Below are 26,292 nucleotides of genomic sequence, written 5' to 3'. Positions count from 1 at the left end.
ATGAGCGAGCGGAACGACCCGCCCCGGGAAGGGGACGAGCCCGCCGGAGCGGTCGCCGGAGTGGCCGACGAGCCCGGCACGGCGGCGCACGGCGGAGGTGTGGCCATCAGGGACGACGGCGGAGACCGGCCCGGCGACGGTGCGCCGCAGGAGCCGTCCGGCACCAACGAGCCCCCCGAATCCCCGGGACACCCCGACGACCCGGACGATCCGGACGCCCGCCCGGACGCCCGCCCCGACGCGGACGCCGACCCCGACACCGAGGACCCCCGTCACCCCCAGCCCCCCACCCCCGACGACCGCCCCCACGCGACCCGCGCCGACGCCCCCGCCGCCGACGCCTCGGCCCCCGCGCAGGCCGCCGAGGGCACGGACGACCCCGCAGCCCCGCTCGCCGCGGACGCCGGCCCCCGTCCGGGAACCGGCAAGCTGACGGGAACGGCGGAGCACCTGATCGCCCGCGAACGCCAACGCGCGGAATCCCGCTCCAGGCGCGCGGCCGGCGCCGCCCTGGCTCTGGTCGGCGGCGTGATCCTGGCGGTGGCCGCGTTCACCACCCCCTGGCGGGTCCTGGCGGCGGGCGCGCCCGCCGTCGCCCCCGACCCCGCCCGCGACTTCAGCGCCGCCCAGATCGCCAGGGCGCAGGCGTTCGACGCGGCCACGACCCTGCCCGGCTACATCTCGCTCGGCCTCACGGTCCTGTTCGCCGGGCTGCTGGTCCTGACGCCGTTCGCGGCCAAGGTGCTCGGCGTGCTCAGGGGCCCGTGGTGGGTGCGGGTGGTTCTCGGCGTGGTGGTGCTCACCGCGATCACCGAGGTGCTGAGGTGGCCGCTCGGCATGTGGTTCGAGACGATCCTGCGCGACTACGGCCTGTCCACCCAGGACTGGGCGGGCTGGACCGCCGACCGGCTCAAGAACACCGGCGTCAGCGTGCTGCTGACGGCCGTCATGCTGCTGGCCCTCGTGGCGCTGGCGCGCAAGGTGCGCCGCTGGTGGATCCCGGCCGCCGTGGGCGCCTTCGCGCTCACCCTGGGCGTGTCGTACGTCTATCCGGTGGTGTTCGAGCCGCTGTTCAACGACTTCACCTCCATGCCGCAGGGCTCGTTGCGGTCGGAGCTGCTGGCCATGGCCGAGCGGGACGGCGTCCCGGTCGAGGACGTGCTGGTCGCCGACGCCTCGCGGCGCACCACGGCGCTCAACGCGTACGTGTCGGGCTTCGGGGCCACCCGCCGGATCGTCGTGTACGACACGCTGCTCAAGGCGCCGGAGTCGGAGGTCGAGCTGGTCGTCGCGCACGAGCTGGGCCACGCCAAGCACGCCGACGTGCTCGACGGCACGCTGCTCGGCGGCCTGCTGGCCGCCTTCGGCGCGATCGGCCTGTTCCTGCTGGTCGGGCCGCTGCGGCGGCGTACGGGGATCGCCTCGGTGGCCGACCCGCGCGCCATCGGCGTGCTCATGGGGCTGATGACGCTGGCCTCGCTGGTCTCCGACCCGGCCCAGAACCTGATCACGCGGCACGTGGAGGCGCGGGCCGACGTGCACGCCCTCGACCTCACCAGGGATCCGGCCACGTTTGTCGCGATGCAGAAACGCCTCGCCATAACCAACATTTCCGACTTGTCGCCGGATGCGGTGGAATATGTGCTCTATGCCTCCCATCCCTCCAGCCCCGAGCGCATCGCCCTGGCCCGCTCGTGGGCGAGACTGAACGGCGTCCCCGAACCGTGACCGACGTGGTCTTCGTGACGAACGACTTCCCGCCCAGGCCGGGCGGCATCCAGTCGTTCGTGCACGGACTCGCGCTCCGTACGCCGGGTGTGGCCGTCTACGCCCCCGCCTGGCCGGGATGCGAGGAGTTCGACCGGCGTCAGCCGTACCGGGTCGTCCGGCACCCGACGCGGCTGATGCTGCCCACTCCGGCCGTCGCGCGCAGGGCGGCCGGGCTGGTGGCCGAGCACCGCGCCGAGACCGTCGTCTTCGGCGCGGCCGCGCCGCTCGGCCTGCTCGCCCCCCGCCTGCGCGCGGCCGGCGCGCGCCGGGTGGTGATGCTCACCCACGGCCACGAGGCGTCGTGGGCGGGCGCGCCGGGCTTCCGCTCGGTGCTGCGCAGGATCGGCGCGCACGCCGACGTGGTGACCTACCTGGGCGACTACACACGGCAGCGCCTGGCCGCGGCGATCCCCCCGCACAAGCTCGTACGCCTGGCGCCCGGCGTGGACGTCGAGCAGTTCCACCCGGGGGCCGCCAAGGCGGAGCTGGGCCTCGACGGCCGGCCGGTGGTGGCCTGCGTGTCCCGGCTGGTCCCGCGCAAGGGCCAGGACCAGCTCATCCGGGCCTGGCCCAGGGTGCTGCGCGCGGTGCCGGACGCGGTGCTGCTGCTGGTGGGCGGCGGCCCGTACCGGTCGCGGCTGGAGCGTCTGGCGGGCGGGCACGAGTCGATCAGGTTCACCGGCACGGTCCCCGCCGCGAGCCTGCCCGGCTATTACGCGGCGGCCGACGTCTTCGCGATGCCCTGCCGCACCCGCTTCAACGGCGTGGACGTCGAGGGCCTCGGGATCGTCTTCCTGGAGGCGTCGGCGACCGGCCTGCCGGTGGTCGCGGGCGACTCCGGCGGCGCGCCGGACGCCGTCCGGCCCGGGGAGACGGGCCTGGTCGTGGACGGCTCGGACGTCGCGGACGTCGCCCAGGCGGTCGTCGACCTGCTCTCCGACCCCGCGCGGGCGCGCAAGATGGGCGCCCGCGGCCGCGACTGGATCACCCGCGAGTGGACGTGGGAGCAGGTCGCCACCCGCTTCCACACCCTGCTCCGCCCCGCCTGATCGACCTCACCTGATCGACCTCATGGGACCAGAACACCTAGCCCTTGGTCGAGCCCAGCGTGAGCCCGGCGACGAACTGCTTGTGCAGGAGCTGGAAGACGACCAGCGTGGGCAGCGCCACCAGCAGGGACCCGGCCGCCAGCAGGTTGTAGTCGGTGAAGAACTGGCCGCGCAGGTTGTTCAGCGCCGAGGTCACCGGCAGTTTGTCGCCCGAGGACATCAGCACCAGCGCCCACAGGAAGTCGTTGTACATCCAGGTGAACTCCAGGGTGGCCAGCGCCGCCAGCACCGGCCTGCACAGCGGCAGGGTGAGCCGCCAGTAGCGCTTCCACACGCTCGCGCCGTCCACGAGCGCCGCCTCGGTGATCTCCTCCGGGATCGTCCGCATGAAGTTCGCGATGACGAAGACGCAGAAGCCGAACTGGAACGCCACGTGGATGAGGATCAGCCCGAGGTAGGAGTCGTAGAGCGACTGGGAGTCCGACAGCCAGGCGGGCAGCGGCACCAGCGTGTAGAGGGTGTAGAGCGGGGTGATGAGCACCTGCGGCGGCATCAGGTTCCCGGCGGTGAACACGATCAGCAGCGCCTTGCGCCCCGGGACGCGCACCCGCGCGACGGCGAACGCCGTGAACGAGGCCAGCGACAGCGTGACCAGCACCCCGGGGACGACGATGATCAGCGTGTTCAGGTAGTAGCGGGGCAGCTCGGCCTGGCTCCACGCCTCGGCGTAGTAGCCGAGCGTGAGGTGCTCGGGCACCGACAGGTAACCCAGCCGGGCCGTCTCCTCGTACGGCCGCAGCGAGGCGTAGACCGACAGGGCCAGCGGCAGCAGCCAGCCCAGCGCGACCAGCGCGAGGAAGGCGTGCAGCAGGACGCGCAGCGGCCGCAGGGGCCGGCGGGCGGGCGGCCGCCGGCCTTGCGCCGGGGGAGCGGCGGCGGGCGCGGTGAGCGTCATCGCTCCTCCTTGAACAGCTGCGACAGGTACGTGACGATGAACCCCAGCGAGATGACCAGCAGGATGACGGCGATGGCCGAGCCGAAGCCGATGCGGCCGGCCTCGCCCACGATGTTCTCGGTGACCAGCACCGACAGCAGCTCCAGGCCGTTCCTGCCCTTGTTGACGGCGTAGACGACGTCGAACGCGCGCAGCGCCTCGATCACGGTGATGACCAGCACGATCACGTTGACCGGCCGCAGCGTCGGGAACACCACGCGGAAGAAGGCCTGCGCCTCGGTGGCGCCGTCGATGGCGGCGGCCTCCTTCAGCGCCGGGTCCACGGCCTTGAGCCCGGCCAGGTAGATGATCATGACGTAGCCGACGTGCCGCCAGCCGGCCGCGACCATCACGACCCAGATGTTGATCGACCGGTCGCCCAGCCAGTCCACGGTCAGGCCGGTGACCGCGTTCAGCACGCCGTAGTCGGAGGAGTAGACGAGCTGCGCGATGAAGCCCACCACGGCCAGCGACAACACGACCGGCAGGTAGAGCGCGCTCTGGTAGACCCGCGACCAGCGCAGCCGCCGGTCCAGCAGCACCGCGCAGAACAGTCCGAACGGCGTCGCGACCAGCCCCAGGAAGCCCAGCCACAACACGTTGTTGCGCACCGCCGACCAGAACGGCGGGTACGCGGTGGCCAGGTCGTGGTAGTTGCGCCCGCCCACCCACTCGATCGGCCCGATGCCGTTCCAGTCGGTGCCGGACAGCGCGACGGAGGCCAGCGCGGGCCCCCAGATGAGGCCCACGTTGACGATGACGGCCATCCCCAGCCCGATGACCAGCACGGTCACGTCCCGGGCGGAGTAGCGACGGGTTTTGACGGCCATCAGCGGAAGATGTTGGCCTTCTGCTTCTCGATGCCCGCCAGCAGGGAGTCGATCTCGTCCGGCGCGCCGACGAACGCCTGCAGGGACGGGATCATCACGGTGGAGGCGAAGTCCGGCCGGGTGTCGCGGTCGAGGAACTGCGCCAGATGGGTGGCCTGGGAGACCAGTTCGGCGCCGCGCTTCTGCAGGGCGCTGTAGCCGCTGGTGTCGGCCTTGGAGCTGGAGGCCAGCGTGCCCGGGTCGAGCCTGGTCGCCTCGTTCTGGGACGAGCCCTTGGCCAGGTGCTTCAGCAGCGCCTTGGCGCCGTCCACGTTCCGGGCCTTGGCCGAGATCATGTAGCCGTCGATGGGGGCGTCGATCGAGTCGGTGCCGTGGGCGGGGTCGATCTCGGGGAAGGTGAAGAAGTCGAGGTCGTCGCGGTCGGCCTCGGGGAACTGCTGGGCGACGAACATGCCGAGCAGGATCATGCCGGTCTTCTTCTGCGCGAGCGACTGCCCGGCCTCCTGCCAGGTACGCCCGAGCGCGGCCGGCTGGTGGTACTCCATCAGCCCCCGCCAGGTGTCGAAGACCTGCCTGACCCTGGGGTCGGTCCACGACTCCTTGCCTGCCATGAGCGAGATGTGGAAGTCGTAGCCGTTCGTGCGCATGTTCAGGATGTCGAACGTGCCCATCGCCGGCCAGCCGTCCTTGTCGGCGAAGGCGATCGGGACCAGCCCGTCGGCCTTCATCCTCCTGGCCAGGGCGGTGAACTCGTCCAGGGTCCGCGGGGGCTCGTACCCCTTGGCCCGCCACAGGCTCTTGCGGTAGAAGACGGCCCACGGGTAGTAGGTGAACGGCACGAAGTACTGCTTGCCGTCGGTGCCGGTCGACTGGTCCTTGAACGCCTGCGTGTAGTCGCCGCCGATCTCCCGCCACACGTCCGAGATGTCGGTCGCCAGGCCCTGCTCGGCGAAGAAGCGCATCCGGTAGCCGGCGAACCAGGTGAACACGTCGTCGGGCGTGCCCTTGAGATAGCGGTTGATGTTCTCCTGGAACGTGTTGTGGTCGACCGTGTTGACCTTCGGGACGGCCTGGGTGAAGCCCTTGAGCACGGTCTCCAGGGCCTTCTTGGGGACCTCGTCGGAGGCGTTCGAGCCGATCGTGACCGTGCCCGTCCCAGCGCCGGACGACCTGCCGGGCCCGGTGGCGGGGCTGCCGGATCCGCACCCGACGAGGACGGCGGGCACGCCGAACGCGGCGGCTCCGAGCAGTAGACGGCGGCGGGAGATCGGCATGTGTCGGTCCATGGTGGTTCCTCCTTGCCGGACCCTTCAGATTCCCCCGAGTTCGCTCACACCCATTCATCGAAAGACGAAGCCCTACCGCTGTCAACGCACTGTTTCATGACGTTTTCGACGCATTCACCAGGTCGGTGTCATGTCATGATGCGGACGGGATGTGTCGGAACCTGTTGGGATCTGGTGATGCGATGCTCGCCCCGCAGCGTCAGCAGGCGATCCTGGACCTCGTCCGGCAGAACGGCGGCGTCCGGGTCGTGGACCTGGTGCGCACGTTCGGCGTCTCCGACATCACGATCCGGCGTGACCTGGAGCTGCTGGCCGAGCGCGGCCTGCTGGCCAAGGTGCACGGCGGCGCGACCACCATCGGCGCCACGAACGAGCCCGGCTTCGCCGCCAAGTCCGTGCAGCAGGAGGCGGAGAAGCAGGCCATCGCCGGGCACGCCGTCGCGCTCGTCCGCCCCGGCACGGCCGTGGCCCTGTCGGCCGGCACCACGACCTGGACGCTCGCCCACCACCTGGGCCAGGTCCCCGGCCTGACCGTCGTGACGAACTCCGTCCGCGTCGCCGACGTCTTCCAGCACGCCGGCCGCCCCGACCAGACGGTCGTGCTCACCGGCGGCGTGCGCACCCCCTCTGACGCCCTGGTCGGCCCGGTCGCCGTCGCCGCCGTCCGCCGGCTCAACGTGGACCTGCTCTTCCTGGGCGTGCACGGCATGACCGCGCGGACGGGCTTCACCACCCCCAACATGATGGAGGCCGAGACCGACCGCGCGCTGGTCGAGGCGGCCTCCCGGCTCGTCGTGCTGGCCGACCACACCAAGTGGGGGACCGTCGGCATCAGCACGATCGCCGAGCTCGGCGAGGCCGACGTGGTCGTCTCCGACACCGGCCTGCCGGAGGCGGCCAGGCAGGCGCTGTCGGAACGGGCCGGCCGGCTCGTCCTGGCGGAGGCTCGGCCCGTCCCGAGATGAGGCCCGTCACCGGTCGAGGGGCCGCGCCGCGCCCCCGCTCGCGGACGGCGGCCTCAAGCGACCGCCGCCGACAGCCGGTCGTACTGCTCGTCGGAGAGCTCGACCGACAACGCCGCCACGTTCTCCTCCAGGTGCCCGATCGAGGAGGTGCCCGGGATCGGAATCACCGTGGGGGAGCGGCGCAGCAGCCAGGCCAGCGACGCCTGGGCCGGGGTGACGCCGATCTCGGCCGCCACCGCCGCCAGCGGCGTGCCGGGCCCGGCGTGCGAGCCCGCCGCGATCGGGAAGAAGGGCAGGAACGCGATGCCGTGCGCGGCGGCGTGGTCCACGACGTCCTCGTGCTGCCGGGTGGCCAGGTTGTACATGTTCTGCACGGCCGCGATCGGCGTGATCTCCGCCGCCCGGCGCAGCTCCTCGACGCTCACCTCCGACAGGCCGATGTGCCGGACCTTGCCCTCGTCCCTGAGCTGCTTGAGCGCGCCGATCTGGTCGGCGAGCGGGTAGGCCGGGTCCAGGCGGTGCAGCTGGAGCAGGTCGATGCGCTCCACCCGCAGCCGGCGCAGGCTCAGCTCGGCCTGCTGGCGCAGGTAGGCCGGATGGCCGAGCGGCACCCACTCGGCGGGGGAGGGCCGCAGCACGCCGATCTTGGTGGCCACCGCCACGCCGTCCCCGTACGGGTGCAGCGCCTCGGCGATCAGCTCCTCGTTGGCGCCGAGCGCGTAGGAGTCGGCGGTGTCGAAGAGGTTCACGCCCAGCTCGGCCGCCCGGCGCAACACGGCCACGGCGCCCGCCCGGTCCGCCGGCGCCTCCCAGATGGGCGCTTCCGTCGCCGGGCGCGCGGGGTCAGGGGCGTCGGCCAGCCGCATCGACCCGTAGCCGATCCGGCGCACCTCCAGGTCTCCGCCAATGGTGAACGTCTGTACAGTTTCGCGAGGAATTTCTCTCATGGACGTCACGCTAGAAGCTCACATCGATGTGAGATGCAAGCGGGTGTGAGGAGCATCACGTGAAGATCGGCGCGCTCTCCGCGGAGACCGGGGTCAGCCCCCGGCTGCTGCGCTACTACGAGGAGCAGGGGCTGCTGACGTCGTACCGGGCCGACGGCGGTCACCGGCGCTACGGAACGGACGCGCCCGTCGTGGTCCGGCGCATCCGCACGCTGCTCGCCGCGGGCCTGCCGACCAAAGTGATCAAGGACGTGCTCCCGTGCGCCTCCGGCTCCGGCGAGGTGCTGGACGCGTGCACCCTCGACGCCCTCCGCGGCCGGCTCACCGGCCTGGACGAGCAGCTGGCCGAGCTCCAGGCCACCCGCCAGGCCCTGGCCGCGATCCTGGCCGCGACCGAGCGGGCCGGCGACCCGGCCGATGAGCCGGCCGGTGAGCTGGTGAGGGCCGCCTGACGGCTAGTGGCGGTAGAGCTCGTCGATCTCCTTGGCGTAGTCGCGCATCACCAGGTTGCGCTTGACCTTCAGCGTCGGCGTCAGGTGGCCGCTCTCCTCGGTGAGGTCGGCGTCGAGGATCGTGAACTTCTTGATCTGCTCGGCCTTCGACACCATGCCGTTGGCCCGGTCGACGGCCTCCTGGACCTGCGCCAGGATCGCCGGGTCGGTGCGCAGCTCGGCCGCGCCGCGCCCGGCGGGCGTCGCCTCGGGGTCGAGCGTGACCAGCGCGGCGACGAACGGGCGGCCCTCGCCGACGATCATCGCCTGGGACACCAGCGGGTGGGCGCGCAGCGCGTCCTCCAGCGGGCCGGGGGCGACGTTCTTGCCCGCGGCCGTCACCAGGATCTCCTTCTTGCGGCCGGTGATGCGCAGGTAGCCGTCGGCGTCGAGCTCGCCCACGTCGCCCGTGTGGTACCAGCCGTCGGCGTCGACCGCCTCGGCGGTGGCGGCGTCGTTCTTCCAGTAGCCGTGGAAGACGTTGCGGCCCTTGGCCAGGATCTCGCCGTCGTCGCCGATGCGGACCGAGACGCCGGGCAGCGGCTTGCCGACCGTGCCGATCTTGTTGGCGCCCGGCATGTTGACCGAGATGGGGGCGGAGGTCTCGGTCAGGCCGTAGCCCTCGAAGACCTCGATGCCGACGCCCCGGAAGAAGTGGCCGAGCCGGTCGCCGAGCGCCGAGCCGCCGGAGACGGCGGCCGACAGCCGGCCGCCGGTGGCCGCCCGCAGCTTGGCGTAGACCAGCCGGTCGAACAGCAGGTGGCGCAGCCGCAGGCCGAGCGGCGCGCCGCCGGACGCCTCGGCCTTGCTCCAGGCCACCGCCACGTCGACGGCGCGAGCGAAGATCTTGCCCTTGCCGCCCGCGGCGGCCTTCTGCTCGGCGCCGTTGTAGACCTTCTCGAACACGCGCGGCACGCCCAGCAGGAACGTCGGCTTGAAGTCCTGGAGGTCGGGGGCGACGTTCTTCATGTTCGGGGTGTGCGCCATGATCGCGCCGGCCTCGACCAGCACCACCTGGATCATCCGCGCGAAGATGTGCGCGAGCGGCAGGAACAGCAGCGCCGCCGGGGCGTTCGAGCTGAACAGCGGGTCGAGCGGCCCGCGCAGCACGTTGAGCGCGGTGAACAGCAGGTTGTCGTGGGTGATGCGGCAGCCCTTGGGACGGCCGGTGGTGCCCGAGGTGTAGACGATCGTGGCCAGGTCGGCGGCGACGACCTGCTTCCTGCGCTCCTCGACGGCCGAGTCGGGCACGCCCTCCGCGTCGAGCCGCCCCTCGACCCGCCACACGGCCTTGAGCTCGGGCGCGGCCTCGCGCACGGTCTCCTCGTGCGCGTCGAGCTCGACGAAGGCCGCCTTGGCCTCGCTGTCGGCCAGGATCCACCGGACCTGCTCCACCGACGACGTCTCGTAGATCGGGACGGTGACCGCGCCGACGGACCACAGGGCGTAGTCGACCAGCGTCCACTCGTAACGCGTGCGCGACATCAGCGCGACCCGGTCGCCGTGCTCGATCCCGGCCGCGATGAGCCCCCTGGCCACCTCGACCACCTGGTCGCGGAACTCGCCCGCGGTCACGACGGGCCAGCCGTCGTCGGTCTTGCGGCGCATGATCACGGTGCCGGGCTCCCGCTCGGCCCGGTCGAAGACCGTGTCGGGCAGGCTTGCTGAGGCAGGCACATCGACCAGGACGGGGACGCTGTACTCGCGCACGAACTTTCAACTCCTCTACGGGGACCGCCTGGACGTTACCGCCTTAAGTTACGCGCCGGTAGCATCGTCATGGGAGCGTTATGAAGGGCGTTCATCACGCTAGCAGCCGTCCCACCTAGGATTTCCCCATGAGGGTCCACGTGGTGAGTGACGTGCACGGCAGGGCCGACGCGCTGGCCCGCGCGGGCGAGGGCGCCGACGCGCTGGTGTGCCTGGGCGACCTGATCCTCTTCATCGACTACGACGACCACGCCAACGGCATCTTCGCCGACCTGTTCGGCGCGGAGCGGGCCGCCGAGTTCATCGCCCTGCGCACGGCCAAGCGCTTCGACGAGGCCAGGGCCATGTCGGCGCGCCTGTGGGCCACCCTCGACGGCGACCCGCGCGAGCACATCGAGCGCAACGTGCGCGCCCAGTACGCCACCCTCTTCGCGGCCATGCCCACCCCCGCCTACCTCACCTACGGCAACGTGGACATTCCCCGCCTGTGGCCCGACTACCTCAAACCGGGCCATCAGGTGCTCGACGGTGAGGTGGTGGAGATCGGCGGCCTGCGCTTCGGCTTCGTCGGCGGCGGCCTCAAGACCCCCTACCGCACCCCGTACGAGATCGGCGACGAGGAGTACGCCGCCAAGGTCGAGGCGATCGGCGAGGTCGACGTGCTGTGCTGCCACATCCCGCCCGCCCTGCCCGAGCTGCTCTACGACGTCGTGGCCAGGCGCTTCGAGCGCGGCAGCGAGGCCACGCTGGCGGCCATCCGGCGCACCCAGCCGCGTTACGCCCTGTTCGGCCATGTTCACCAGCCCCTCCACCGCCGCGCCCGCGTGGGCCGCACCGAGTGCGTGAACGTCGGCCACTTCCGCGGGAGAGGAGAGCCGTTCGTCCTGGAATGGTGAGCCGTTCGTCCTGGAATGGTGAGCTGGACGGCCCGTGACCGGCGCTCCGCCGCAACGGGCGGATTCTGCATTACGGTGGTCGCATGGCTGATCGCACCACTTCGAGCACCACCATCGGCGCCGGCCGCGCAGAGGTCATGGCGGTCATCGCCGACTTCCCCGCCTATCCCGAATGGGCCGGATCGATCAAGCGCGCCGAGGTCGTCAGCACGGGCGCCGACGGGCGGCCCGAGCAGGTGCGGTTCGTCCTCGACGCGGGCGTGATCAACGACACCTACACCCTGGCCTACACCTGGGACGGCGACGACGGCGTGCGCTGGCAGGTGGTCGAGCCGGGCAAGATGGTCGGCGACCTGCGCGGAAGTTACCAGCTCACCGAGACGGGCAGTGGCACCGACGTGACGTACGAGCTCACCGTCGACCTCACGGTGCCCATGATCGGGATGATCAAGCGCAAGGCCGAGAAGGTGATCGTGGACACCGCGCTCAAGGGCCTGAAGAAGCGCGTCGAGGGCCGTACCCGGTGAGCCCCCGCGTCCTGCTCTTCACCGGCAAGGGCGGCGTGGGCAAGACCACCGCCGCCGCCGCGACCGCCACGCTGGCCGCCGAGCGCGGGCTCAAGACGCTCATCGTCTCCACCGACACCGCGCACTCGCTGGCCGACGCGCTCGCCGTCGAGCCCGGCGAGATCGCGCCCGGCCTCCACCTGCACCAGGTCGACACGCAGAAGACCCTGGAGCGCCACTGGGGCGACCTGCAGCACTACGCCAGGGGCGTGCTCACCGAGCTGGGCCTCGACGAGATCACCTCCGAGGAGATCACCGTGCTGCCCGGCGCCGAGGAGGTCATCGCCCTGCTCGAACTGCGCGAGCACGCCCGTCAGGGCGCCTGGGACGTCATCGTCATCGACTGCGCCCCCACCGCCGAGACGCTGCGGCTGCTGGCGCTGCCCGAGGCGCTCGACTGGCACGTCACCAGGCTCATGCCGGTCGGCCGCAAGCTCGTCAAGGTCGTCTCGCCGTTCATGCGCAGCGTGGCCAGGATCAGCGCGCCGGACGACGACGTCATGAACGCCGCCGAGCGGTTCCACCGCGGGCTGATGGAGGTGCGCGAGCTGCTCACCGGCGACAGCGCGTCCGTGCGGCTGGTGCTCACCCCCGAGGCCGTGGTGCTCGCCGAGGCCAGGCGCACCCTCACCTCGCTCAACCTGTACGGCTACCGCGTCGACGCCGTCATCGCCAACCGGGTCTTCCCGGCCGGCGGCGCCGACGAGTGGCGGGCCAACTGGGTGAGCGCGCAGGCCAGGCTGCTGGCCGAGGCCGAGGAGTCGTTCGCGCCGCTGCCCGTCCACACCGTGCCGTACCTGCCGGCCGAGCCGGTCGGCCGGCGCGCGCTGGCCGAGGTGGGCGCCTCCGTCTACGGGGACACCGACCCGTTCGCCGCGCCCGCCGTCGAGCCGCCGCTGCGGCTAAGCGCCGACGAGCTGACGCTCGCCCTCCCAGGGGCCGACCACGACGACGTCGACCTGGCCCGCAAGGGCGACGAGCTCATCATCACCGCCGGCCCGTACCGCCGGATCCTCGCGCTGCCCGCGGCGCTGGCCCGCAGGAAGATCGGCTCCGCCGTGCTCCGCGACGGCGCGCTGAGAATACGGTTCAGTGTGGGGAGCGAATCCGGCTCCGAATGAGTTGAGCAGGATGAGCGAACCATACGCAGGGAGGGCCAGATGACCGACAACAACGACAGAGACCCCATCGGCACCGTGGCCGACGAGGCGCGCAAGCTGTTCGAGACGATCCAGGGGCGCGCCACGCGCCAGGTCGGCAGGACCGTCTACAACTCCTTCACGGGCGGCGGCGCCCGCAAGGAGCGGGACGTGTGGAGCGAGGCGGTGTCCGAGCCCCACGACGAGTACATCTGCCGCGCCTGCCCGGTGTGCCGGGCGATCGCGGCGCAGCGGGAGTCGGGCTCCGACGTGACCGGTCACCTGGTGGCCGCGGGCGGCGAGCTGTTCGCCGCGGTGCGCGGCGCCTTCGACGCGCTGAGCAGGCCCGCCCCCCGCGGGCCGCGCGACACCCGTGACCGCGACCGCGGCGACGTGGAACACATAGATCTGGGATAGGGAGACAGGCGGCATGCTCACGATCGGTGTCGACATCGGCGGTACCAAGGTCGCCGCGGGCGTGGTCGACGACAACGGCGAGATCGTCGAACACACGCTCAGGCCGACCGCGGCCGACCGGCCCGACGTGGTCGCCGACACGGTCGCGGACGTCGTCCGCGAGCTGTCGCAGGGCAGGGACGTCGAGGCGGTCGGCGTCGGCGCGGCCGGGTTCGTCGACGAGACCCGCTCGATCGTGCGCTTCGCCCCCAACCTCGCCTGGCGCGAGGAGCCGCTGCAGAAGAAGATCAGCGACCTGGTCGGCCTGCCCGTCGTGATCGAGAACGACGCCAACGCCATGGCCTGGGGCGAGACCAGGTTCGGCGCCGGGCGCGGCCAGTCCCACGTCGTCTGCCTGACGCTCGGCACCGGCATCGGCGGCGGCATCGTCATCGACGGCGCCCTCTACCGCGGCCGCTGGGGGATGGGCGCCGAGCTCGGCCACATGCAGGTCGTGCCCGACGGACGGGTGTGCGGCTGCGGCAACATCGGCTGCTGGGAGCAGTACGCCAGCGGCCAGGCCCTGGTCAAGGAGGCCAGGGAGATCGCCGCCCGGCAGCCCGACCGCGCCGAGATCCTGCTCGGCCTGGCCGGCGGCCGGATCGAGGGCGAAGAGGTGACCGAGGCCGCCCGGCTGGGCGACAAGGCCTCGCTGGCCGCCTTCCGCAGCCTGGCCGACTGGCTCGGGCAGGGCATGGCCGACCTGGCCGCCGTGCTCGACCCCGGCTGCTTCATCGTCGGCGGCGGCGTCTCACGGGCCGCCGACCTGTTCCTCGACGAGGCCCGCGAGGTGTTCGCCAGGCAGCTCACCGGCCACGGCCACCGGCCGCTCGCCGAGATCCGGCTGGCCGAGCTGGGCGCGTCCGCCGGGGTCGTCGGGGCCGCCGACCTGGCCAGGCGGCGCTAGCGCGTGCCGGCCGTGGCTCCCTCGTCCGGCACGCCGGGCATGCGCGAGGGCGTGCTGGTCAGGGTCGCCTCGTACAACGTGCGCAGCATGCGCGACGACGTGCCCGCGCTGCGCCGGGTGCTCGCCGCCATGCGGGCCGACCTGGTGTGCGTCCAGGAGGCGCCGAGGTTCGTCCGGTGGCGGGCCAGGCGCCGGGCCCTGGCCGAGGCCGGCGGGCTGCGGGTGGCCACGCCCGGACGCGCCGGCGGCGTGTGCGTGCTGGCCGGGCCGCGGGCCCGGGTGCTGCAGGCGCGGCTGCACCGGCTCAAGGCGTTCCCCGGCCTGGAACGCCGGGTGCTGGCCGTTGCCGTCGTCGAGATCGGCGGCGCGCGGCTGGCCGTCGGCTCGCTCCACCTCGACCTGCACCTCGCCGCCCGGCTGCGGCACGCGGGCGAGGCCATGTCCCTCATGGAACGGGCGGCCGCCGCGCACGGCGCCGCCGTCGTGGTCGGCGCCGACGTCAACGAGCGGGGACACCAGCCGGCCTGGCGTTTCCTGGCCGCCCGGCTGTCCGACTGCCACGCCGTCGCGCCCGCGGGCGACGGGCTGACCTTCCCGGCCGCGCGGCCCGCCGAGCGCATCGACGCGGTGTTCGCCGCGCGCGAGGCACGCGTCCTGTCCTGCGGGGGAGTGGCGGCCGGGAACGCCGATCTGGCCGGGGCCAGCGACCATCTGCCGGTGCTCGCCGAGTTGCAGGTTGGACTCTGACGGGCGAGCCGCCCGGGCCAGCCCGTAGCATTTGTTCATGACCCGTCGCTCTCAGCGGCGTGCGCTCTCCGTCCTTCTGGCGACGTCCGTGGCCTTGCCGCAGGTCACGCCCGCCGCGCATGCCGAGCCCCGCCCCGCCGCCGAGGCGTGGCAGAAGTCGACGAGCGCGCGCCTCGACGCGGACGGCTCGCTCTCCGACGTGCTCGCCGTCTCGCCGGGCGACGTGTGGGCGGTCGGCCAGCAGGAGATCTGGGACGTCTGGAAGAACCGCGGCACGATCCGCCACTGGAACGGCGCCTCCTGGAACGAGGTGGCCGTGCGCGACGCCACCGCCGCGGGCAACCTGCGCGGCCTGGCCGCCGCCGGGGCCTCCGACGTGTGGGCGGTCGGCGACGGCCACGACGGCCTGCCCTACCTGGCCCACGGCGACGTCACGGGCTTCGACCGGGTCCGGCCGCAGGGGCTGCACGCCGGCGACTGGCTGGGCGGCATCGACGCCAAGGCGGGCCGGGTGGTCGCGGTCGGCAGCCGGGAGAAGTACGGGCTCATCCTCACCGGCCAGGGCAACACCTGGACCGTCCAGGAGACCAAGGAGAAGGGCGCGCTCTACGCGGTCGCCTCGGGCTTCGCCGTCGGCGACACCGGCGGCGCGCCGCTGATCATGCATTACACGTCCGGGGCCTGGAAGTCGATGTCCGTGCCCGCCGTCCCCGGCGGCTACCTGCGTGACATCCAGGTCGACAGCTCCAAGCGGGCGGTGGCCGTCGGCGGGATCTACCACGGTCCCGGCGAGATCTCGCCGCTCGTGCTCACCTGGAACGGCAAGCGCTGGCAGCGCCTGGCGATCCCGGCCACCGGCGCCCGCCTCTACGGCGTCACCGGCGACGGCAAGGGCCGCTACTGGATGACCGGCTACGACCCGGAGCAGGCGGCCCAGCCGTTCGTGATGCGCTGCGAGAAGGACGCCTGCCAGATCATCCGCGGCGCCGCCGAGAAGGGCCGCAGCAGCGTACGCCTCCAGGCGGTGGCCTACCTGGCCGGCAAGGGGGCGCTGTGGGCGGTCGGCCACGCCGTCGACGCGGCCGACCGCTACACCGACGTGGTGGAGTCCTTCGCCCCCCGCACCACCACGGCCAAGTCGTAGCGGGCCGGCCTACAGGACGGCGCCGTCGTCCCAGCCCGAGTCGTTGGGCGGCCCGTCGCCCATGCGCACGACCAACGCCACGAACCCGCCGATGAACGCCGCCACCGCGGTGAACAGCGCCCACCCCTCCATCTGCCAGCTGGCCATCGCCGCCACCAGCAGGTAGGCGGGCCCGCCGAACAGCGCCACCCAGGCGAGCTTGGTGGGCAGGTCGAGCTTGGGCAGCGGCGGCGGGGGAGGCGGCTCGAAGTGCCCCTCGTCCTCGTCGTCGCGGGCGGGTTCGTCGCGGTCGTCGCGGTCGTCGCGGTCGGGCGCGGACTGGCCGAGCTCGGGCTCCTCGGACGGTTTGACCACCCTGCGGGTGGGCTCGGCGGGCACGTTCTCGCTGTCCGGCCATGGCTGGTCGGCCGAGTCGCGCTCGGCTGTGTCGTTGAAGGACGCGACGATCTGCCGCCAGACCTCGTCCTCGTCACTCTGGGGCGTCACCTAGATGGGCCTCTCCGCAGCGATCGCGACTTCCCCCTGGGTGCGATCAGTCCCTCTGCAAGGGTACCGAGGCATGTGTCCGGATGAAGTCGAGGCTACCGGCAAAGATCCTGTCGGCATCGTTGTCAAGCGTCGCAACATGGTAGCTGTCCGTGAGCTCCTCGATCGTGGCCTGCGGGACCTTCTGGCGAATGATCGCCACACTCGTCGGTTTCACCACGTGGTCGTCACGGCTGTGGAAGACCAGCAGCGGCTGGGTGACCTTCGCCAGGTCGGCCTGCACCAGCGACCACAGCCCCGGCAGCGACGCGGCCGCCTTGACCGGCGTACGGGCGTAGGCCAGCTCGGTCACGCCGGGCTTCTTGACGTCGTTGGCGACGCCGGGCACCGACGGCAGGAACCACTTCAGCAGCGGCGCCAGCCTCAGCAGCGGCACGTCACTGGCGATGGACGGGTTGACCACCACCACGCCCCTGATCGCGTCCCCGTGCACCTCGGCCAGCCGCAGCGCCAGGCAGCCGCCCAGCGACAGGCCCGCCACGAACATCTCCGAGCAGCGCCCCTGGAGGTCGGCGAACGCCTTCTCCACCTCGGCGTACCAATCTTCCCAGCGGGTGCGGTTCATCTCCTGCCACGTGGTGCCGTGCCCCGGCTGGCGGGGCAGCGAGACGCTGACCCCATGGCCCGCCAGGTACTCGGCCCAGGGCCGCAGCGACTGCGGCGTGCCGGTGAACCCGTGGCACAGCAGCACACCGACCTGACCCGCTCGGTGGTGGTAGGGCTCCGCGCCTGGCATGAGCGGCATAACAGCTCCTTGACGCAATTTCATCCCGGAACTGCCCGATCGTCGCACGTTCAGGGGTGATTGTGCGAGAGCTGGTGTAGTTGCATCTCGCCAGGGATGGGAAGATGACTCTGCTCAATCACGATGTCCTGGGGAAGAGGTGGCCGGGTGTTCTACTGGGTGGTCAAGGCCATCTTGAAGCCGATCCTCATGCTCTTCCGCCCGTGGACGGAGGGCGGCGACAACGTACCCAAGCAGGGGCCCGCGATCCTGGCCGGAAACCACCTCTCCTTCGCCGACCACTTCTTCGGCCCGCTGCAGATCCGCCGCAAGGTGATCTCGCTCGGCAAGGCCGACTACTTCACCGGCACCGGCATCAAGGGCTTCTTCACCCGGCTGTTCTTCAGCGGCGTCGGCACCGTGCCGATCGACCGCTCCGGCGGCAAGGCCAGCGAGGCCGCGCTCCGTACCGGCCTGCGCATCCTGCGCGAGGGCAACGTCCTCGGCATCTACCCCGAGGGCACCCGTTCGCCCGACGGCCGCCTCTACAAGGGCAAGACCGGCGTGGCCCGGCTGGCGCTGGAGTCGCGGGCGCCGGTCATCCCGTGGGCGATGGTCAACACGTACGAGATGATGCCGCCCGGGCGGCTGTTCCCCAAGCTCGGCATCCGGCCGGGCGTCCGGTTCGGCAAGCCGCTCGACTTCTCCCGCTACTACGGCATGGAGGACGACCGGCTGGTCCTGCGCGCGGTCACCGACGAGATCATGTACGCGCTGATGGAGCTGTCCGGCCAGGAGTACGTCGACAAGTACGCCGCCAGCGCCCGCGTCGAGATGGAACGCGCCCGCCGCGCCGCCGCCAAGGCCGGCTCCTGAGAGCCCTGCTCGTCTCAGCTCCTGAGAGCTTGTTCGCTTTTCGTCATCGCGCTGGTCAGTGAGGTCAGCTCGGCGCGGCTGAGCCGGTCGATCAGGTAGTCCCGCACGACCGCCACGTGCCCGGGAGCGACGCGTTCCAGGCAGCGCTCGCCCGCGTCCGTGAGCACCGCCAGCACCCCGCGCTCGTCGGACGGGCACGTGGCGCGCTCCACCAGCCCCGCCTTCTCCAACTGGGTGATCTGGTACGTCAGCGCGCTCTTCGACACCACCACGCCCCGGGCCAGCTCGGTCATGCGCATCCGGCGCTCCGGAGCGGCCGACAACCGCACCAGGATCTCGTACTGCGGGTGCGTCAGCCCGGCCGCGGCCTTGAGCTGCTCCTCGATGCGCCGTTCGAGCAGGTGGGAGGCCGACAGGAAGGCGCGCCAGGCGGCCATCTCCGTCTCGTCGAGCCAGCGGGTGTCCGTCACGTCCCAAGTGTACTTGTTGTTCAGATTTGAACTACCGGTAGAGTGGTTGTTCAAATCTGAACGACTCCCTTGGAGGGTCCATGATCGACCGGGCGCGTCCCATCGCCCTGCTGCTGGCCAGGATCGCCGTCGGCGTGATCTTCCTGGTGCACGGCTACCAGAAGTTCGCCGACATGGGCATCGCGGGCACCACGAAGTTCTTCGAGTCCGCGGGCATCCCGCTGGCCGGGGTGGCCGCACCGGCCGTGGCGGTGCTGGAGGTGGCCGGCGGGATCGCGCTGATCCTCGGCGCCGCCCTGCCGATCGCGGGCACGCTGCTGGCCCTCGACATGATCGGGGCCATCGTGTTCGTCCACGGCTCCAGCGGCTTCGGGGCCGGTGAAGGGGGCTACGAGTTCGTCCTCGCGCTGGCGGCGGCGAGCCTGGCGGTGGGATTCACCGGCGGCGGCGCCCTGGCGCTCGACGCCTTCCTCGGCCGCCGTCGCACCACGGCTCCGGCGACCGCCTAGCGGCCCGCCCGTACCGGCCGCTCGCGGCCCTCGCGCGCGCCCACGCCCGTGGCGCGGCGTGCGCGGGGGTCCCGCGGCCGGGGCTTCGTCCGTACGGCGTGCGCGCGTCGTGGGGGCGGGGCTCCGTCCGTACGGCGTGCGCGGGCGGACGGCCAGGGCTTCGTCCGTACGGTGTGCGGGGGAGTCCTGCGGCCGGGGGGTTCCGGTGTGATGGTGACGTCTCGGCGGGCCGGGCGTCAGGTCAGGTGGGCGCGGATCTGCCTGATGTGCTCAGGGGTCGTACGGCAGCAGCCGCCGATCAGCGACGCCCCCGCGCGCTCCCACTCCTTGGCGGCCAGGCCGTACTCCACCGGGTCGGACAGGCCCAGCCACCGGCGCTGCTCGGCGTCCCACGTCTCGCCCGAGTTCGGGTAGACCACGACCGGCAGGCCGCCGGACAGGCGGGCGACCAGCCCGGGGATGTGCCGCGGCGCCGTGCAGTTGACGCCTACCGCCACCACCTGCGGGTTCCCGGAGAACAGCGCGGCGGCCCGGTCGATCGGGGTGCCGTCGTTGATGCGCTCGGCGTCGCGGCAGGAGAAGCTCACCCACGCCTTGACCCCCGGAGTGGAGGCCAGCAGCGCGGCCAGCGCCCGCGCCTCGGCGTAGGACGGGATGGTCTCGCAGGCCAGCAGGTCGGCCCCGGCGGCGGCCAGGATCTCCCAGCGCGGACGGTGCCAGGCCAGCAGGCCGTCTTCGTCGAGGTCGTAGTCGCCGGTGTACTCGGCGCCGTTGGCCAGATAGGCGCCGTAGGGGCCGACCGAGGCGGCCACCAGGCCGTGGCCGGCCTCGTCGCGGGCCTGCCCGGCCAGCTCGACCGACAACCTGATCAGCCGCTCGGCCTCGGAGCGGTCGAGCCCGCGGCGCTGGAAGCCGGGGATGGTGGCCTGGTAGCTCGCCGTGGTGGCCACGTCGGCGCCCGCCGCGTAGTAGTCGGCGTGCACCCGCCTGATCAGCTCGGGCTGCTCCAGCAGCAGGCGCGCCGACCAGAGCTCGTCGCGCAGATCCGCGCCGAGCGACTCCAGATGCGTGGACAGGCCGCCGTCCAGGACGAGTGTGCTCACCCGTCCAGAATAGGAGGCCGCGGGGGATGGTGGCACATGAGAATGGCACGCCTTTTCCCGGGGACGCCTGAATATCGCGGCCGGGATATGACCGGGCGTGGAATTCATAATGGGTGCTCGCGGGTGCCGGGGTTTTCCGTGCGCCGGTACGCGGATGTGCCGGGTCGTCCGCGGCGCCGGGGCTTGTCGGGTGGTCCCGCAGTCCCACGGACGCCCGCCACCGGCCCATTGCGCCGGGCCTGCAGCTCGTCGAGTTGATTAGGCGGTGAAATCGGCAAAGAATCCAGAATTCCCGCCTTTGGCGGAAACGGCGGTTCTGAAAACGGCGCCACCGCCGACCCCTGACACCCGGCAGCGCTGCGGGGTGGCGCAGCGCGGCCGGGGTGTCAGGTGAGCGTCAGCCGCGTTTCCAGAAGGGGCGGTGGCGCTTGCCGGGCTCGGGGTCGCCCGGGGCGAGCGGGCCGTCCCCGGGGAGCGGGTCACCGGGAGCGACGGGGTCCTCCGGGAGGGCGGGGTCCTCCGGGCGGGCGGGGTCGGCCGGGACGCGGTCGGCGGGGGCGCCGGTGAGGGCGGCCAGCGTTGCGACGGCGTGGTCGTGCAGGGCGCGGAGGTCCGTGCCGGGACGTTCGGCCGCCTCCAGATCGGAGGCCAGCGTCGCCAGCGCCTCGTTCCCGCCCAGGTACGCCGCCAGCGCCGCCAGACGCGAGCCCAGGTCGGCCAGGTACGGCGCGTCCGGCACGCGCATCGCCCTGAGCCGGTCGAGCTCGGCCTTCAGTTGCGGCCGGACCGACTCCAGCCGGAGCGCCGGACGCGGCGACGACGGAGGCGCGAACTTCGGCGAGGCCCCGGGCCCAGGGCCGCCACCGGAACCGGGCGCGGACGGCGCCCCGCCGCCGGGCGCGGACGGCGAAGGACCCGCGGGGCCGCCCGCCAGAGGCGGGGCCGGGAAGGGGGCGTCGGCCGGGGCGGGGCCGCCGAGCGTAGGCGGCGCGCCGAAGCCCCGGTCGAAGCCCTGGTCGAGAGACGCCGGGGCCGGCGGCATCATCCGCGGAGCGCTCGCGGGACGCGCCATCGTCATCGCCTGCGCCACGAACCGCCCGCCCATGGACGGGTTCGGCGGCAGCTCCCACCCGCTGGGCGGCTCGACCGGCTGGATGACCCGGTGCTCGGGCGCGCCCTCCGCGACCTGCCGCGTGTCGATCGCCACGTACGCCGTGAACCTGCACAGCACGCCGTTCTCCAGCGAGACCTCGACGATCCGCGGCTCCAGGCCGTGCTCGCCCATGGCGTACCGGTCCTCCAGCTCACGCAGGTGGGCGCGGGCCCAGACGGCGCGCAGGGCGGGGCTGCCGGTGGTCACCCCCGTGACCCGCTCCTCCCACGGCCCCCCGGCCGACGTGCCGCGCACGGTGACGGCCTCGGCGCCCTCGCGGCACCGTCCGTACACACGGAGCGGGACCCCCGGGAAGATCGAGCCGAGGTGGGTCACCGAGCCGGGCTCGGTCTCCAGCCCCTTCAGGGACAGGTCCGTCACCAGCGGCGCGCCGATCCTGCGGTGGATCTGCTCCATCGCCGCGTCGAGCCGGTCCTCGGACTCGACCAGCTCGCACCGGCCGGCGCCCAGCCCGGCGAGCCGGCCGAGGAAGCCGGCGTTCACCGCCCGGTCGATGCCGACCGTGTGCACCCGCATCGCCGACAGCGCGCCGCCGGCCTGCTCCAGGATCTGGTCCTCGTTGCCCACCTGGCCGTCGGTGACCAGCACCACCACCCGCTCCCTGTCGCCGGGCGCGCCGAGGAGGGCGATGGCGCGGCGCAGCGGTTCGAGCAGCTCGGTGCCGCCGCGCGCGTCGACCCGCGCCAGGTGCTCGACCGCGCGGTACCGGTTGCGGTCGGACGCCTCCACCAGCCCCTCGAACGCCGTCTCCACCACCGAGTCGAACGTCAGCACGTTGAAACGGTCGTGCGCGGTCAGCGTGTCGACGATGCGCGCCGCCGCCCGCCGCGCCGCGACCATCTTCCAGCCGCCCATGCTGCCCGAACGGTCGAGCACCAGCACCACGTCCCGCGGCGCGCGGGCGGCCTGCAGGGCGGGCGGGACGACGGTGAGCGCGAACGTCCCCCGCCCGTCGAGCTGCAGGGACGTGGACGCCTCGAACGACAGCCGCAGGATGAAGTCACGGTCGAGGCGCTCGCCCGGACGCAGGCGCACGGTGTGGCCGTCCTCCTCGACCACGTGCAGGCTGGAGGCCAGCTCCCGCAGATCGAGCCCGGAGGCGTCGACGCGGGCGGTGAGCGAGAGCCGCACGGGGCTGGGGAAGCCGGGCAGCAGCACCGGCGGCGTGATCCTCGACGCGTCGGGCACGGCGTCGGTGTCCGGCGCCACCCCGGAGCCCGCCGGGTCGCCGTCGAGCGGGGTGCCCGGGACGTACCGGGGGGCCACGACGAGCGGGAACCGGAAGGTCGCCGCGCCGTCCTCGTAGGGGAGGGGCTGGCTCATGGTCAGCCGGACCGAGACGCGTTCGCCGGGCAGGATGTTGCCCACCCGGATGGTGAAGACGTCGGGCCGGTCCTCCTCGGCGATGGCCGCCCGCCGGCCCTCGCGCAGCGCCTGGTCGTAGTCGGCCCTGGCCTGGCCGCGCTCCTTCAGCACGCCCTCCACGACCCGGTCGTCGGCCTCCATCCGGAACCCCGTCACCGCCGCCCGGTCGGGCAGCGGGAAGACGTAGGTCGCCTCCAGCGTGACGTCGAACGGGTTGCGGAACCCCTGCTCGACCTCGACCCCGGCGACGAGCCCGGCGATGTCGGCGCGGACGTCCACGCTGTCCAGCGGCAGGTTGCCGCGCTCGGTCAGCAGCGCGCCGAACCCGGCGTCCGGCACCGGCAGGCACCGTGCGGGCTCCAGCGAAGTGATCTTCACAGCAGTCTCCTCTCTACGAGCACCGCGAGCAGCGGCCCAGCCGCCGCCAGCACCGCCTGAACGTCGTCCTCGGACGGAGGGCGCCCCCCGTCCCACACCACCCGCACCCCGTCCGCGAGCACGACCCCGGCGACCGGGCCGCCCCCGGCACGCGCCGCTTCCGCGTCGGCGGGGCGTTCGCTCCCGGCCGGGGCGGGGCGGACCGGCCGTTCGGCCCAGAACCTCTCACGGCCCGGCTCGCCGCCGGGCGTCCCGTTCGCCGTCGTGGCGATGACGGACGCGGGCCCCGCGAAGCGCGGGCCGTCCGGCGGGGAGACGGGGACCGCCCGCCCCTCGGCCGCGGACGGCACGTCGGCGAGACCGGCGGCCGCCGCCAGCGTGGCGTTCGTCGCGCCGGCCAGCGCCGTCTGGATCTCGGCGATCGAGTGCCCCGCCGCCTGCATGCGCTTGACCGCCACCAGTTGCAGCAGGTGCCGCCGGCCGTAGCGGGCGATCCTGCCGCGCCGGGTCAGGGGCGGGTCCACGAGGCCGATGGTGGTGTACCACCTGATCAGGCGTTCCCCGGGCACGTCGCGGACCCGGCCGTTGACCGGCTGCGCCCCGGCGCGCAGCGCCCGCGCCGCGTGCTCGGCCAGCTCGCCGATGGTCCAGGTGTCGCTCATACCTCCACAGTGACACTGTCACTATTACACTGTCAACAAGGGAAAGATCGGAAGAATCCAGCCCCGGATGACGTTCTAAATAGGCGAAAGCACCACTGAAGGGGAGGAAATACGACATGGCTACGATCACCGGTCCGCTCTCGGGCGAAGCCAAGAACGCCGTCGCCGAAGCCCTGCAGGGCGCCCTGGTCGATCTGATCGATCTGTCGCTGATCGCCAAGCAGGCGCACTGGAACCTCGTCGGCGCCCATTTCCGCCCGATTCACCTTCAGCTCGACGAGCTGACCGACCTGGCCCGTACCCATATGGACACCATCGCCGAGCGCGCGGTAGCCCTCGGCGTGAACCCCGACGGGCGTTCGGCGACCGTCGCCAGGTCCACCCAGCTCCAGCAGCCCGAGCGCGGCTGGCTGGAGGACGGCAAGGTGGTGGCGACGATCACTGACATCCTCGACGGCATCAGCAAGCGCATGTACGACCGCATCCGCGCCACCGACGAGGCCGACCCCGTCAGCCAGGACCTGCTCATCGCCGTGACGCAGGACATCGACAAGCAGCACTGGATGTTCCAGGCCCAGCGCTGACCGCGCGCGGCCGCCGGCCGCACCACCCGAAGAGCCCGGGCACGACCACAGTGCCCGGGCTTTCGTGTGTCCGCCCCCGGGGTGGGCGATCTTCCGCCCAGTGGGTACGGACTGTCCCGCATCGTCCAGGGGCCCGCGGCGATCTCACGCCACGACGGAGCGCGGGGTTTGCGCAGAGTTTGATGTCACGAGTCCTTGCCATTCATGTCGGTGCGGTCGACTAGCGTGGCACCTAGAGGGAGGCCCCACGATGTCCCACAAGACTCTCCTCCGCACGGGCCCGCTCTTGCAGGGCGGCATCAGCCCGTACGGGCCGCTCACGCCGGCGTCCGCCGACGGGCTCGCGCTGCCGCCGGGCTTCACCGGCCGGGTGGTGGCCCGGTCGGGCGACAAGGTGGCCGGGCTCACCTGGCACGCCGCGCCCGACGGCGGCGCCTGTTTCCCCGACGGCGCCGGCTGGATCTACGTCTCCAACTCCGAGCTGCCCCTGCTCGGCGGCGCCTCCGCGCTGCGCTTCCACGCCGACGGCTCGGTCGCCGACGCCTACCGCATCCTGTCCGGCACCGACCTCAACTGCGCGGGCGGCGCCACGCCGTGGCACACCTGGCTGTCGTGCGAGCTCGGCGACCGCGGCCGCGTCTTCGAGTGCGACCCCTACGGCGCCCGCGCGGCCCGCCCCCGCCTGGCCATGGGCCGCTTCCGGCACGAGGCCGCCGCCTGCGACCCCGAGCGGCGCGTCGTCTACATGACCGAGGACGAGCACGACGGCTGCTTCTACCGCTTCCGCCCCGGCGACTGGGGCGACCTGACGGAGGGCACGCTGGAGGTGTTGTGCGCGTCGGGCGGCTGGCGGCCGGTGCCGTCCCCGGCCGCGCTGCTCACCGCGGCCCGCCACCAGGTCGAGGACGCCCGCCACTTCGACGGCGGTGACGGCTGCCACTACGCGGGCGGCGTCTGCTACTTCACCACCAAGGGCGACACCGGCCTGTGGGCCTACGACGCCCACACCTCCACGCTCGACCGGCTGTGCGAGGGCGTGCGCGCGATCACCGCCGCCCCCTCGGGCGACCTCTACGTGGCCAGGGAGACCACGGAGATCGACGTCATCGCGCCCGACCGGGCCGTCACGCCGTTCCTGCGGCTCACCGGGCACGAGGGGGCCGAGCTCACGGGGCTGGCGTTCTCGCCGAGGGGCGACCGGCTCTACTTCTCGGCCAGGCGCGGCCGCACCGAGGGCCACACCTTCGAGGTCAGCGGCCCCTTCCGTCCCTGATCGCAGGCTCAGGTCAGGTAACGGCCCCTTCCTCCCGTGATCGCAGGCTCAGGTCAGGTAGCGGCCCCACCCGTGATCGCGGGCTCAGGTCAGGTAGCGGACCAGCATGAGCTTGAGCTCGGCCACGAGCTCCGCGCCGCGCTCGGGCGTCGCCGGCCCCAGCATGGGCAGCACCGCCTTCACCATGGCCAGCGCCATCGTCGCGTTGAGCAGCGCCCGCTCCTGCGGCAGCTCGGGCGAACGCCGTCGCAGCAGCGCCGCGATCCGCTCCGCCAGCGAGGCGTGCATGCGCTGGGAGGCCGCCGCGAGCCGGTCGCCGGTGGCCGACCCGTACAGCAGCGACCAGTACGCCGGTGAGTCGGCCTTGAACGCCACGCTCTCGTCCACGAGCTGCCCCACCAGTGTCTCCAGCGGGACGTCCGGGGTGATCGCCGCCAGCCGGGCCGCCCAGAACTCGTCCCGGTCGTCGGTGTAGCGGGACACCAGGCCGTCCAGGATCTCCTCCTTGTTCCGGAAGAACTGGTACAGCGACCCGGGGGAGAGCCCCGCCCGCGCGGCGACCTGGTTCGTCGTCATGTCCGGGTAGCCGACCTCGGCGATCACCGACTCCGCCGCGTCGAGGATCTCGGCCATCCGCTTCAGGCCGCGCGCCTGCCTGCGGACCGTGCGTTCAGGCATGGGTCACCTCGTTGACAAATACGAGCATTTACTTGTATTTCTGGGTTCGACAG

At 72.5% G+C, this 26,292-nt stretch carries 27 protein-coding genes; 15 read left to right on the top strand and 12 right to left on the bottom strand.

Features of this window, described 5'->3' with window-relative positions; all coding sequences use genetic code 11:
- Window positions 1–1,728 (top strand): M48 family metallopeptidase, encoded by a 1,728-nt coding sequence (locus ACFYYW_RS11915; RefSeq protein WP_387647613.1) that lies wholly within the window; start codon window positions 1–3, stop codon window positions 1,726–1,728.
- Window positions 1,725–2,819 carry a glycosyltransferase family 4 protein gene (locus tag ACFYYW_RS11910; RefSeq protein WP_387647610.1) on the top strand — a complete coding sequence of 365 codons (1,095 nt, stop codon included), beginning with the start codon at window positions 1,725–1,727 and terminating at the stop codon, window positions 2,817–2,819. The genes ACFYYW_RS11915 and ACFYYW_RS11910 overlap by 4 nt, the downstream gene beginning before the upstream one ends.
- Before the next feature lie 37 nt (window positions 2,820–2,856).
- On the opposite strand, the gene ACFYYW_RS11905 is transcribed toward ACFYYW_RS11910, so the two are convergent.
- Genes ACFYYW_RS11905 through ACFYYW_RS11895 form a run of 3 tightly spaced genes read right to left on the bottom strand, consistent with a single transcriptional unit; the run spans window position 2,857 to window position 5,929 of the window.
- Window positions 2,857–3,774 carry a carbohydrate ABC transporter permease gene (locus tag ACFYYW_RS11905; RefSeq protein WP_387647607.1) on the bottom strand — a complete coding sequence of 306 codons (918 nt, stop codon included), beginning with the start codon at window positions 3,772–3,774 and terminating at the stop codon, window positions 2,857–2,859.
- Window positions 3,771–4,643: a carbohydrate ABC transporter permease gene (locus ACFYYW_RS11900; RefSeq protein WP_387647605.1), complete on the bottom strand. Its 873-nt coding sequence runs from the start codon at window positions 4,641–4,643 to the stop codon at window positions 3,771–3,773. Before ACFYYW_RS11900 ends, ACFYYW_RS11905 begins: the two co-directional genes overlap by 4 nt.
- Window positions 4,643–5,929, bottom strand: coding sequence for an ABC transporter substrate-binding protein (locus ACFYYW_RS11895; protein ID WP_387647602.1), 1,287 nt, complete (start codon window positions 5,927–5,929; stop codon window positions 4,643–4,645). Before ACFYYW_RS11895 ends, ACFYYW_RS11900 begins: the two co-directional genes overlap by 1 nt.
- A gap of 182 nt (window positions 5,930–6,111) precedes the next feature.
- Between ACFYYW_RS11895 and ACFYYW_RS11890 the strand changes: the two genes are divergently transcribed.
- Window positions 6,112–6,894 carry a DeoR/GlpR family DNA-binding transcription regulator gene (locus ACFYYW_RS11890; RefSeq protein WP_387647599.1) on the top strand — a complete coding sequence of 261 codons (783 nt, stop codon included), beginning with the start codon at window positions 6,112–6,114 and terminating at the stop codon, window positions 6,892–6,894.
- A 53-nt stretch (window positions 6,895–6,947) separates the two neighbouring features.
- Here ACFYYW_RS11890 and ACFYYW_RS11885 read toward each other — a convergent pair whose 3' ends face one another.
- Window positions 6,948–7,841, bottom strand: a complete 894-nt coding sequence (locus ACFYYW_RS11885; protein WP_387647596.1) for an aldo/keto reductase — start codon at window positions 7,839–7,841, stop codon at window positions 6,948–6,950.
- A 59-nt stretch (window positions 7,842–7,900) separates the two neighbouring features.
- On the opposite strand from ACFYYW_RS11885, the gene ACFYYW_RS11880 reads away from it, so the two are divergent.
- Window positions 7,901–8,293, top strand: coding sequence for a MerR family transcriptional regulator (locus tag ACFYYW_RS11880; RefSeq protein WP_387647593.1), 393 nt, complete (start codon window positions 7,901–7,903; stop codon window positions 8,291–8,293).
- A 3-nt stretch (window positions 8,294–8,296) separates the two neighbouring features.
- On the opposite strand, the gene ACFYYW_RS11875 is transcribed toward ACFYYW_RS11880, so the two are convergent.
- On the bottom strand, window positions 8,297–10,042 hold the full coding sequence (locus ACFYYW_RS11875; RefSeq protein WP_387647590.1) for an AMP-dependent synthetase/ligase: 1,746 nt from the start codon (window positions 10,040–10,042) through the stop codon (window positions 8,297–8,299).
- Between the two features lie 128 nt (window positions 10,043–10,170).
- Between ACFYYW_RS11875 and ACFYYW_RS11870 the strand changes: the two genes are divergently transcribed.
- From ACFYYW_RS11870 to ACFYYW_RS11840, 7 genes are all read left to right on the top strand, one after another.
- Complete coding sequence (locus ACFYYW_RS11870) at window positions 10,171–10,938, top strand: metallophosphoesterase (RefSeq protein ID WP_352322921.1); 768 nt, start codon at window positions 10,171–10,173, stop codon at window positions 10,936–10,938.
- Between the two features lie 83 nt (window positions 10,939–11,021).
- Window positions 11,022–11,465 carry an SRPBCC family protein gene (locus ACFYYW_RS11865; RefSeq protein ID WP_387647587.1) on the top strand — a complete coding sequence of 148 codons (444 nt, stop codon included), beginning with the start codon at window positions 11,022–11,024 and terminating at the stop codon, window positions 11,463–11,465.
- Window positions 11,462–12,625 (top strand): ArsA family ATPase, encoded by a 1,164-nt coding sequence (locus ACFYYW_RS11860; protein ID WP_352322919.1) that lies wholly within the window; start codon window positions 11,462–11,464, stop codon window positions 12,623–12,625. Before ACFYYW_RS11865 ends, ACFYYW_RS11860 begins: the two co-directional genes overlap by 4 nt.
- Window positions 12,626–12,664: 39 nt before the next feature.
- Complete coding sequence (locus tag ACFYYW_RS11855) at window positions 12,665–13,060, top strand: hypothetical protein (RefSeq protein ID WP_352322918.1); 396 nt, start codon at window positions 12,665–12,667, stop codon at window positions 13,058–13,060.
- A gap of 13 nt (window positions 13,061–13,073) precedes the next feature.
- Complete coding sequence (locus tag ACFYYW_RS11850) at window positions 13,074–14,006, top strand: ROK family glucokinase (protein WP_387647584.1); 933 nt, start codon at window positions 13,074–13,076, stop codon at window positions 14,004–14,006.
- A gap of 12 nt (window positions 14,007–14,018) precedes the next feature.
- The gene (locus ACFYYW_RS11845) at window positions 14,019–14,753 is read left to right on the top strand and encodes an endonuclease/exonuclease/phosphatase family protein (RefSeq protein ID WP_387647581.1); all 735 of its coding nucleotides are present in this window, start codon (window positions 14,019–14,021) and stop codon (window positions 14,751–14,753) included.
- Between the two features lie 37 nt (window positions 14,754–14,790).
- Window positions 14,791–15,897 (top strand): hypothetical protein, encoded by a 1,107-nt coding sequence (locus ACFYYW_RS11840; protein ID WP_352322915.1) that lies wholly within the window; start codon window positions 14,791–14,793, stop codon window positions 15,895–15,897.
- A gap of 9 nt (window positions 15,898–15,906) precedes the next feature.
- Here the strand turns inward: ACFYYW_RS11840 and ACFYYW_RS11835 are convergent, their stop codons facing one another.
- Both ACFYYW_RS11835 and ACFYYW_RS11830 read right to left on the bottom strand, forming a co-directional pair.
- Window positions 15,907–16,383: a hypothetical protein gene (locus ACFYYW_RS11835; protein ID WP_352322914.1), complete on the bottom strand. Its 477-nt coding sequence runs from the start codon at window positions 16,381–16,383 to the stop codon at window positions 15,907–15,909.
- A gap of 46 nt (window positions 16,384–16,429) precedes the next feature.
- On the bottom strand, window positions 16,430–17,188 hold the full coding sequence (locus ACFYYW_RS11830) for an alpha/beta fold hydrolase (RefSeq protein ID WP_352322913.1): 759 nt from the start codon (window positions 17,186–17,188) through the stop codon (window positions 16,430–16,432).
- Window positions 17,189–17,335: 147 nt separating this feature from the next.
- Here ACFYYW_RS11830 and ACFYYW_RS11825 point away from each other — a divergent pair, with 147 nt between their 5' ends.
- Window positions 17,336–18,043: a lysophospholipid acyltransferase family protein gene (locus ACFYYW_RS11825; protein ID WP_387647577.1), complete on the top strand. Its 708-nt coding sequence runs from the start codon at window positions 17,336–17,338 to the stop codon at window positions 18,041–18,043.
- A gap of 14 nt (window positions 18,044–18,057) precedes the next feature.
- Here ACFYYW_RS11825 and ACFYYW_RS11820 read toward each other — a convergent pair whose 3' ends face one another.
- On the bottom strand, window positions 18,058–18,513 hold the full coding sequence (locus ACFYYW_RS11820) for a MarR family transcriptional regulator (RefSeq protein WP_352322911.1): 456 nt from the start codon (window positions 18,511–18,513) through the stop codon (window positions 18,058–18,060).
- An 80-nt stretch (window positions 18,514–18,593) separates the two neighbouring features.
- Here ACFYYW_RS11820 and ACFYYW_RS11815 point away from each other — a divergent pair, with 80 nt between their 5' ends.
- The gene (locus ACFYYW_RS11815) at window positions 18,594–19,022 is read left to right on the top strand and encodes a DoxX family protein (RefSeq protein ID WP_352322910.1); all 429 of its coding nucleotides are present in this window, start codon (window positions 18,594–18,596) and stop codon (window positions 19,020–19,022) included.
- 236 nt (window positions 19,023–19,258) lie between these two features.
- Here the strand turns inward: ACFYYW_RS11815 and mmuM are convergent, their stop codons facing one another.
- From mmuM to ACFYYW_RS11800, 3 genes are all read right to left on the bottom strand, one after another.
- The gene (gene mmuM, locus ACFYYW_RS11810) at window positions 19,259–20,125 is read right to left on the bottom strand and encodes a homocysteine S-methyltransferase (RefSeq protein ID WP_387647575.1); all 867 of its coding nucleotides are present in this window, start codon (window positions 20,123–20,125) and stop codon (window positions 19,259–19,261) included.
- A gap of 397 nt (window positions 20,126–20,522) precedes the next feature.
- Entirely contained in the window at window positions 20,523–23,042 is a 2,520-nt protein-coding gene (locus ACFYYW_RS11805; RefSeq protein ID WP_387647573.1) for a VIT domain-containing protein, read from the bottom strand.
- Window positions 23,039–23,704, bottom strand: a complete 666-nt coding sequence (locus tag ACFYYW_RS11800) for a helix-turn-helix domain-containing protein (protein WP_387647571.1) — start codon at window positions 23,702–23,704, stop codon at window positions 23,039–23,041. The genes ACFYYW_RS11805 and ACFYYW_RS11800 overlap by 4 nt, the downstream gene beginning before the upstream one ends.
- 116 nt (window positions 23,705–23,820) lie before the next feature.
- On the opposite strand from ACFYYW_RS11800, the gene ACFYYW_RS11795 reads away from it, so the two are divergent.
- The gene (locus ACFYYW_RS11795) at window positions 23,821–24,288 is read left to right on the top strand and encodes a DNA starvation/stationary phase protection protein (protein WP_352322906.1); all 468 of its coding nucleotides are present in this window, start codon (window positions 23,821–23,823) and stop codon (window positions 24,286–24,288) included.
- 250 nt (window positions 24,289–24,538) lie between these two features.
- Window positions 24,539–25,561: an alkaline phosphatase PhoX gene (locus ACFYYW_RS11790; protein WP_387647569.1), complete on the top strand. Its 1,023-nt coding sequence runs from the start codon at window positions 24,539–24,541 to the stop codon at window positions 25,559–25,561.
- A gap of 84 nt (window positions 25,562–25,645) precedes the next feature.
- On the opposite strand, the gene ACFYYW_RS11785 is transcribed toward ACFYYW_RS11790, so the two are convergent.
- Entirely contained in the window at window positions 25,646–26,239 is a 594-nt protein-coding gene (locus ACFYYW_RS11785; protein WP_387647567.1) for a TetR/AcrR family transcriptional regulator, read from the bottom strand.
- Between the last annotated feature and the right edge of the window lie 53 nt (window positions 26,240–26,292).

This window comes from Nonomuraea sp. NPDC001831 (genome assembly GCF_042892035.1).
Classification (GTDB): Bacteria; Actinomycetota; Actinomycetes; order Streptosporangiales; family Streptosporangiaceae; genus Nonomuraea.
The sequence above is the reverse complement of the archived record's forward strand: the minus strand, read 5'-3'. Positions and strand labels throughout refer to the sequence as shown.

Excerpts from the sequence above, each read along its gene's own strand:
- ACFYYW_RS11915 (WP_387647613.1), top strand. The coding sequence starts at position 1 with ATGAGCGAGCGGAACGACCCGCCCCGGGAAGGGGACGAGCCCGCCGGA.
- ACFYYW_RS11905 (WP_387647607.1), bottom strand. The coding sequence starts at position 3,774 with ATGACGCTCACCGCGCCCGCCGCCGCTCCCCCGGCGCAAGGCCGGCGG.
- ACFYYW_RS11900 (WP_387647605.1), bottom strand. The coding sequence starts at position 4,643 with ATGGCCGTCAAAACCCGTCGCTACTCCGCCCGGGACGTGACCGTGCTG.
- ACFYYW_RS11895 (WP_387647602.1), bottom strand. The coding sequence starts at position 5,929 with ATGGACCGACACATGCCGATCTCCCGCCGCCGTCTACTGCTCGGAGCC.
- ACFYYW_RS11890 (WP_387647599.1), top strand. The coding sequence starts at position 6,112 with ATGCTCGCCCCGCAGCGTCAGCAGGCGATCCTGGACCTCGTCCGGCAG.
- ACFYYW_RS11885 (WP_387647596.1), bottom strand. The coding sequence starts at position 7,841 with ATGAGAGAAATTCCTCGCGAAACTGTACAGACGTTCACCATTGGCGGA.
- ACFYYW_RS11870 (WP_352322921.1), top strand. The coding sequence starts at position 10,171 with ATGAGGGTCCACGTGGTGAGTGACGTGCACGGCAGGGCCGACGCGCTG.
- ACFYYW_RS11865 (WP_387647587.1), top strand. The coding sequence starts at position 11,022 with ATGGCTGATCGCACCACTTCGAGCACCACCATCGGCGCCGGCCGCGCA.
- ACFYYW_RS11855 (WP_352322918.1), top strand. The coding sequence starts at position 12,665 with ATGACCGACAACAACGACAGAGACCCCATCGGCACCGTGGCCGACGAG.
- ACFYYW_RS11850 (WP_387647584.1), top strand. The coding sequence starts at position 13,074 with ATGCTCACGATCGGTGTCGACATCGGCGGTACCAAGGTCGCCGCGGGC.
- ACFYYW_RS11840 (WP_352322915.1), top strand. The coding sequence starts at position 14,791 with ATGACCCGTCGCTCTCAGCGGCGTGCGCTCTCCGTCCTTCTGGCGACG.
- ACFYYW_RS11830 (WP_352322913.1), bottom strand. The coding sequence starts at position 17,188 with ATGCCGCTCATGCCAGGCGCGGAGCCCTACCACCACCGAGCGGGTCAG.
- ACFYYW_RS11815 (WP_352322910.1), top strand. The coding sequence starts at position 18,594 with ATGATCGACCGGGCGCGTCCCATCGCCCTGCTGCTGGCCAGGATCGCC.
- ACFYYW_RS11800 (WP_387647571.1), bottom strand. The coding sequence starts at position 23,704 with ATGAGCGACACCTGGACCATCGGCGAGCTGGCCGAGCACGCGGCGCGG.
- ACFYYW_RS11795 (WP_352322906.1), top strand. The coding sequence starts at position 23,821 with ATGGCTACGATCACCGGTCCGCTCTCGGGCGAAGCCAAGAACGCCGTC.
- ACFYYW_RS11790 (WP_387647569.1), top strand. The coding sequence starts at position 24,539 with ATGTCCCACAAGACTCTCCTCCGCACGGGCCCGCTCTTGCAGGGCGGC.
- ACFYYW_RS11785 (WP_387647567.1), bottom strand. The coding sequence starts at position 26,239 with ATGCCTGAACGCACGGTCCGCAGGCAGGCGCGCGGCCTGAAGCGGATG.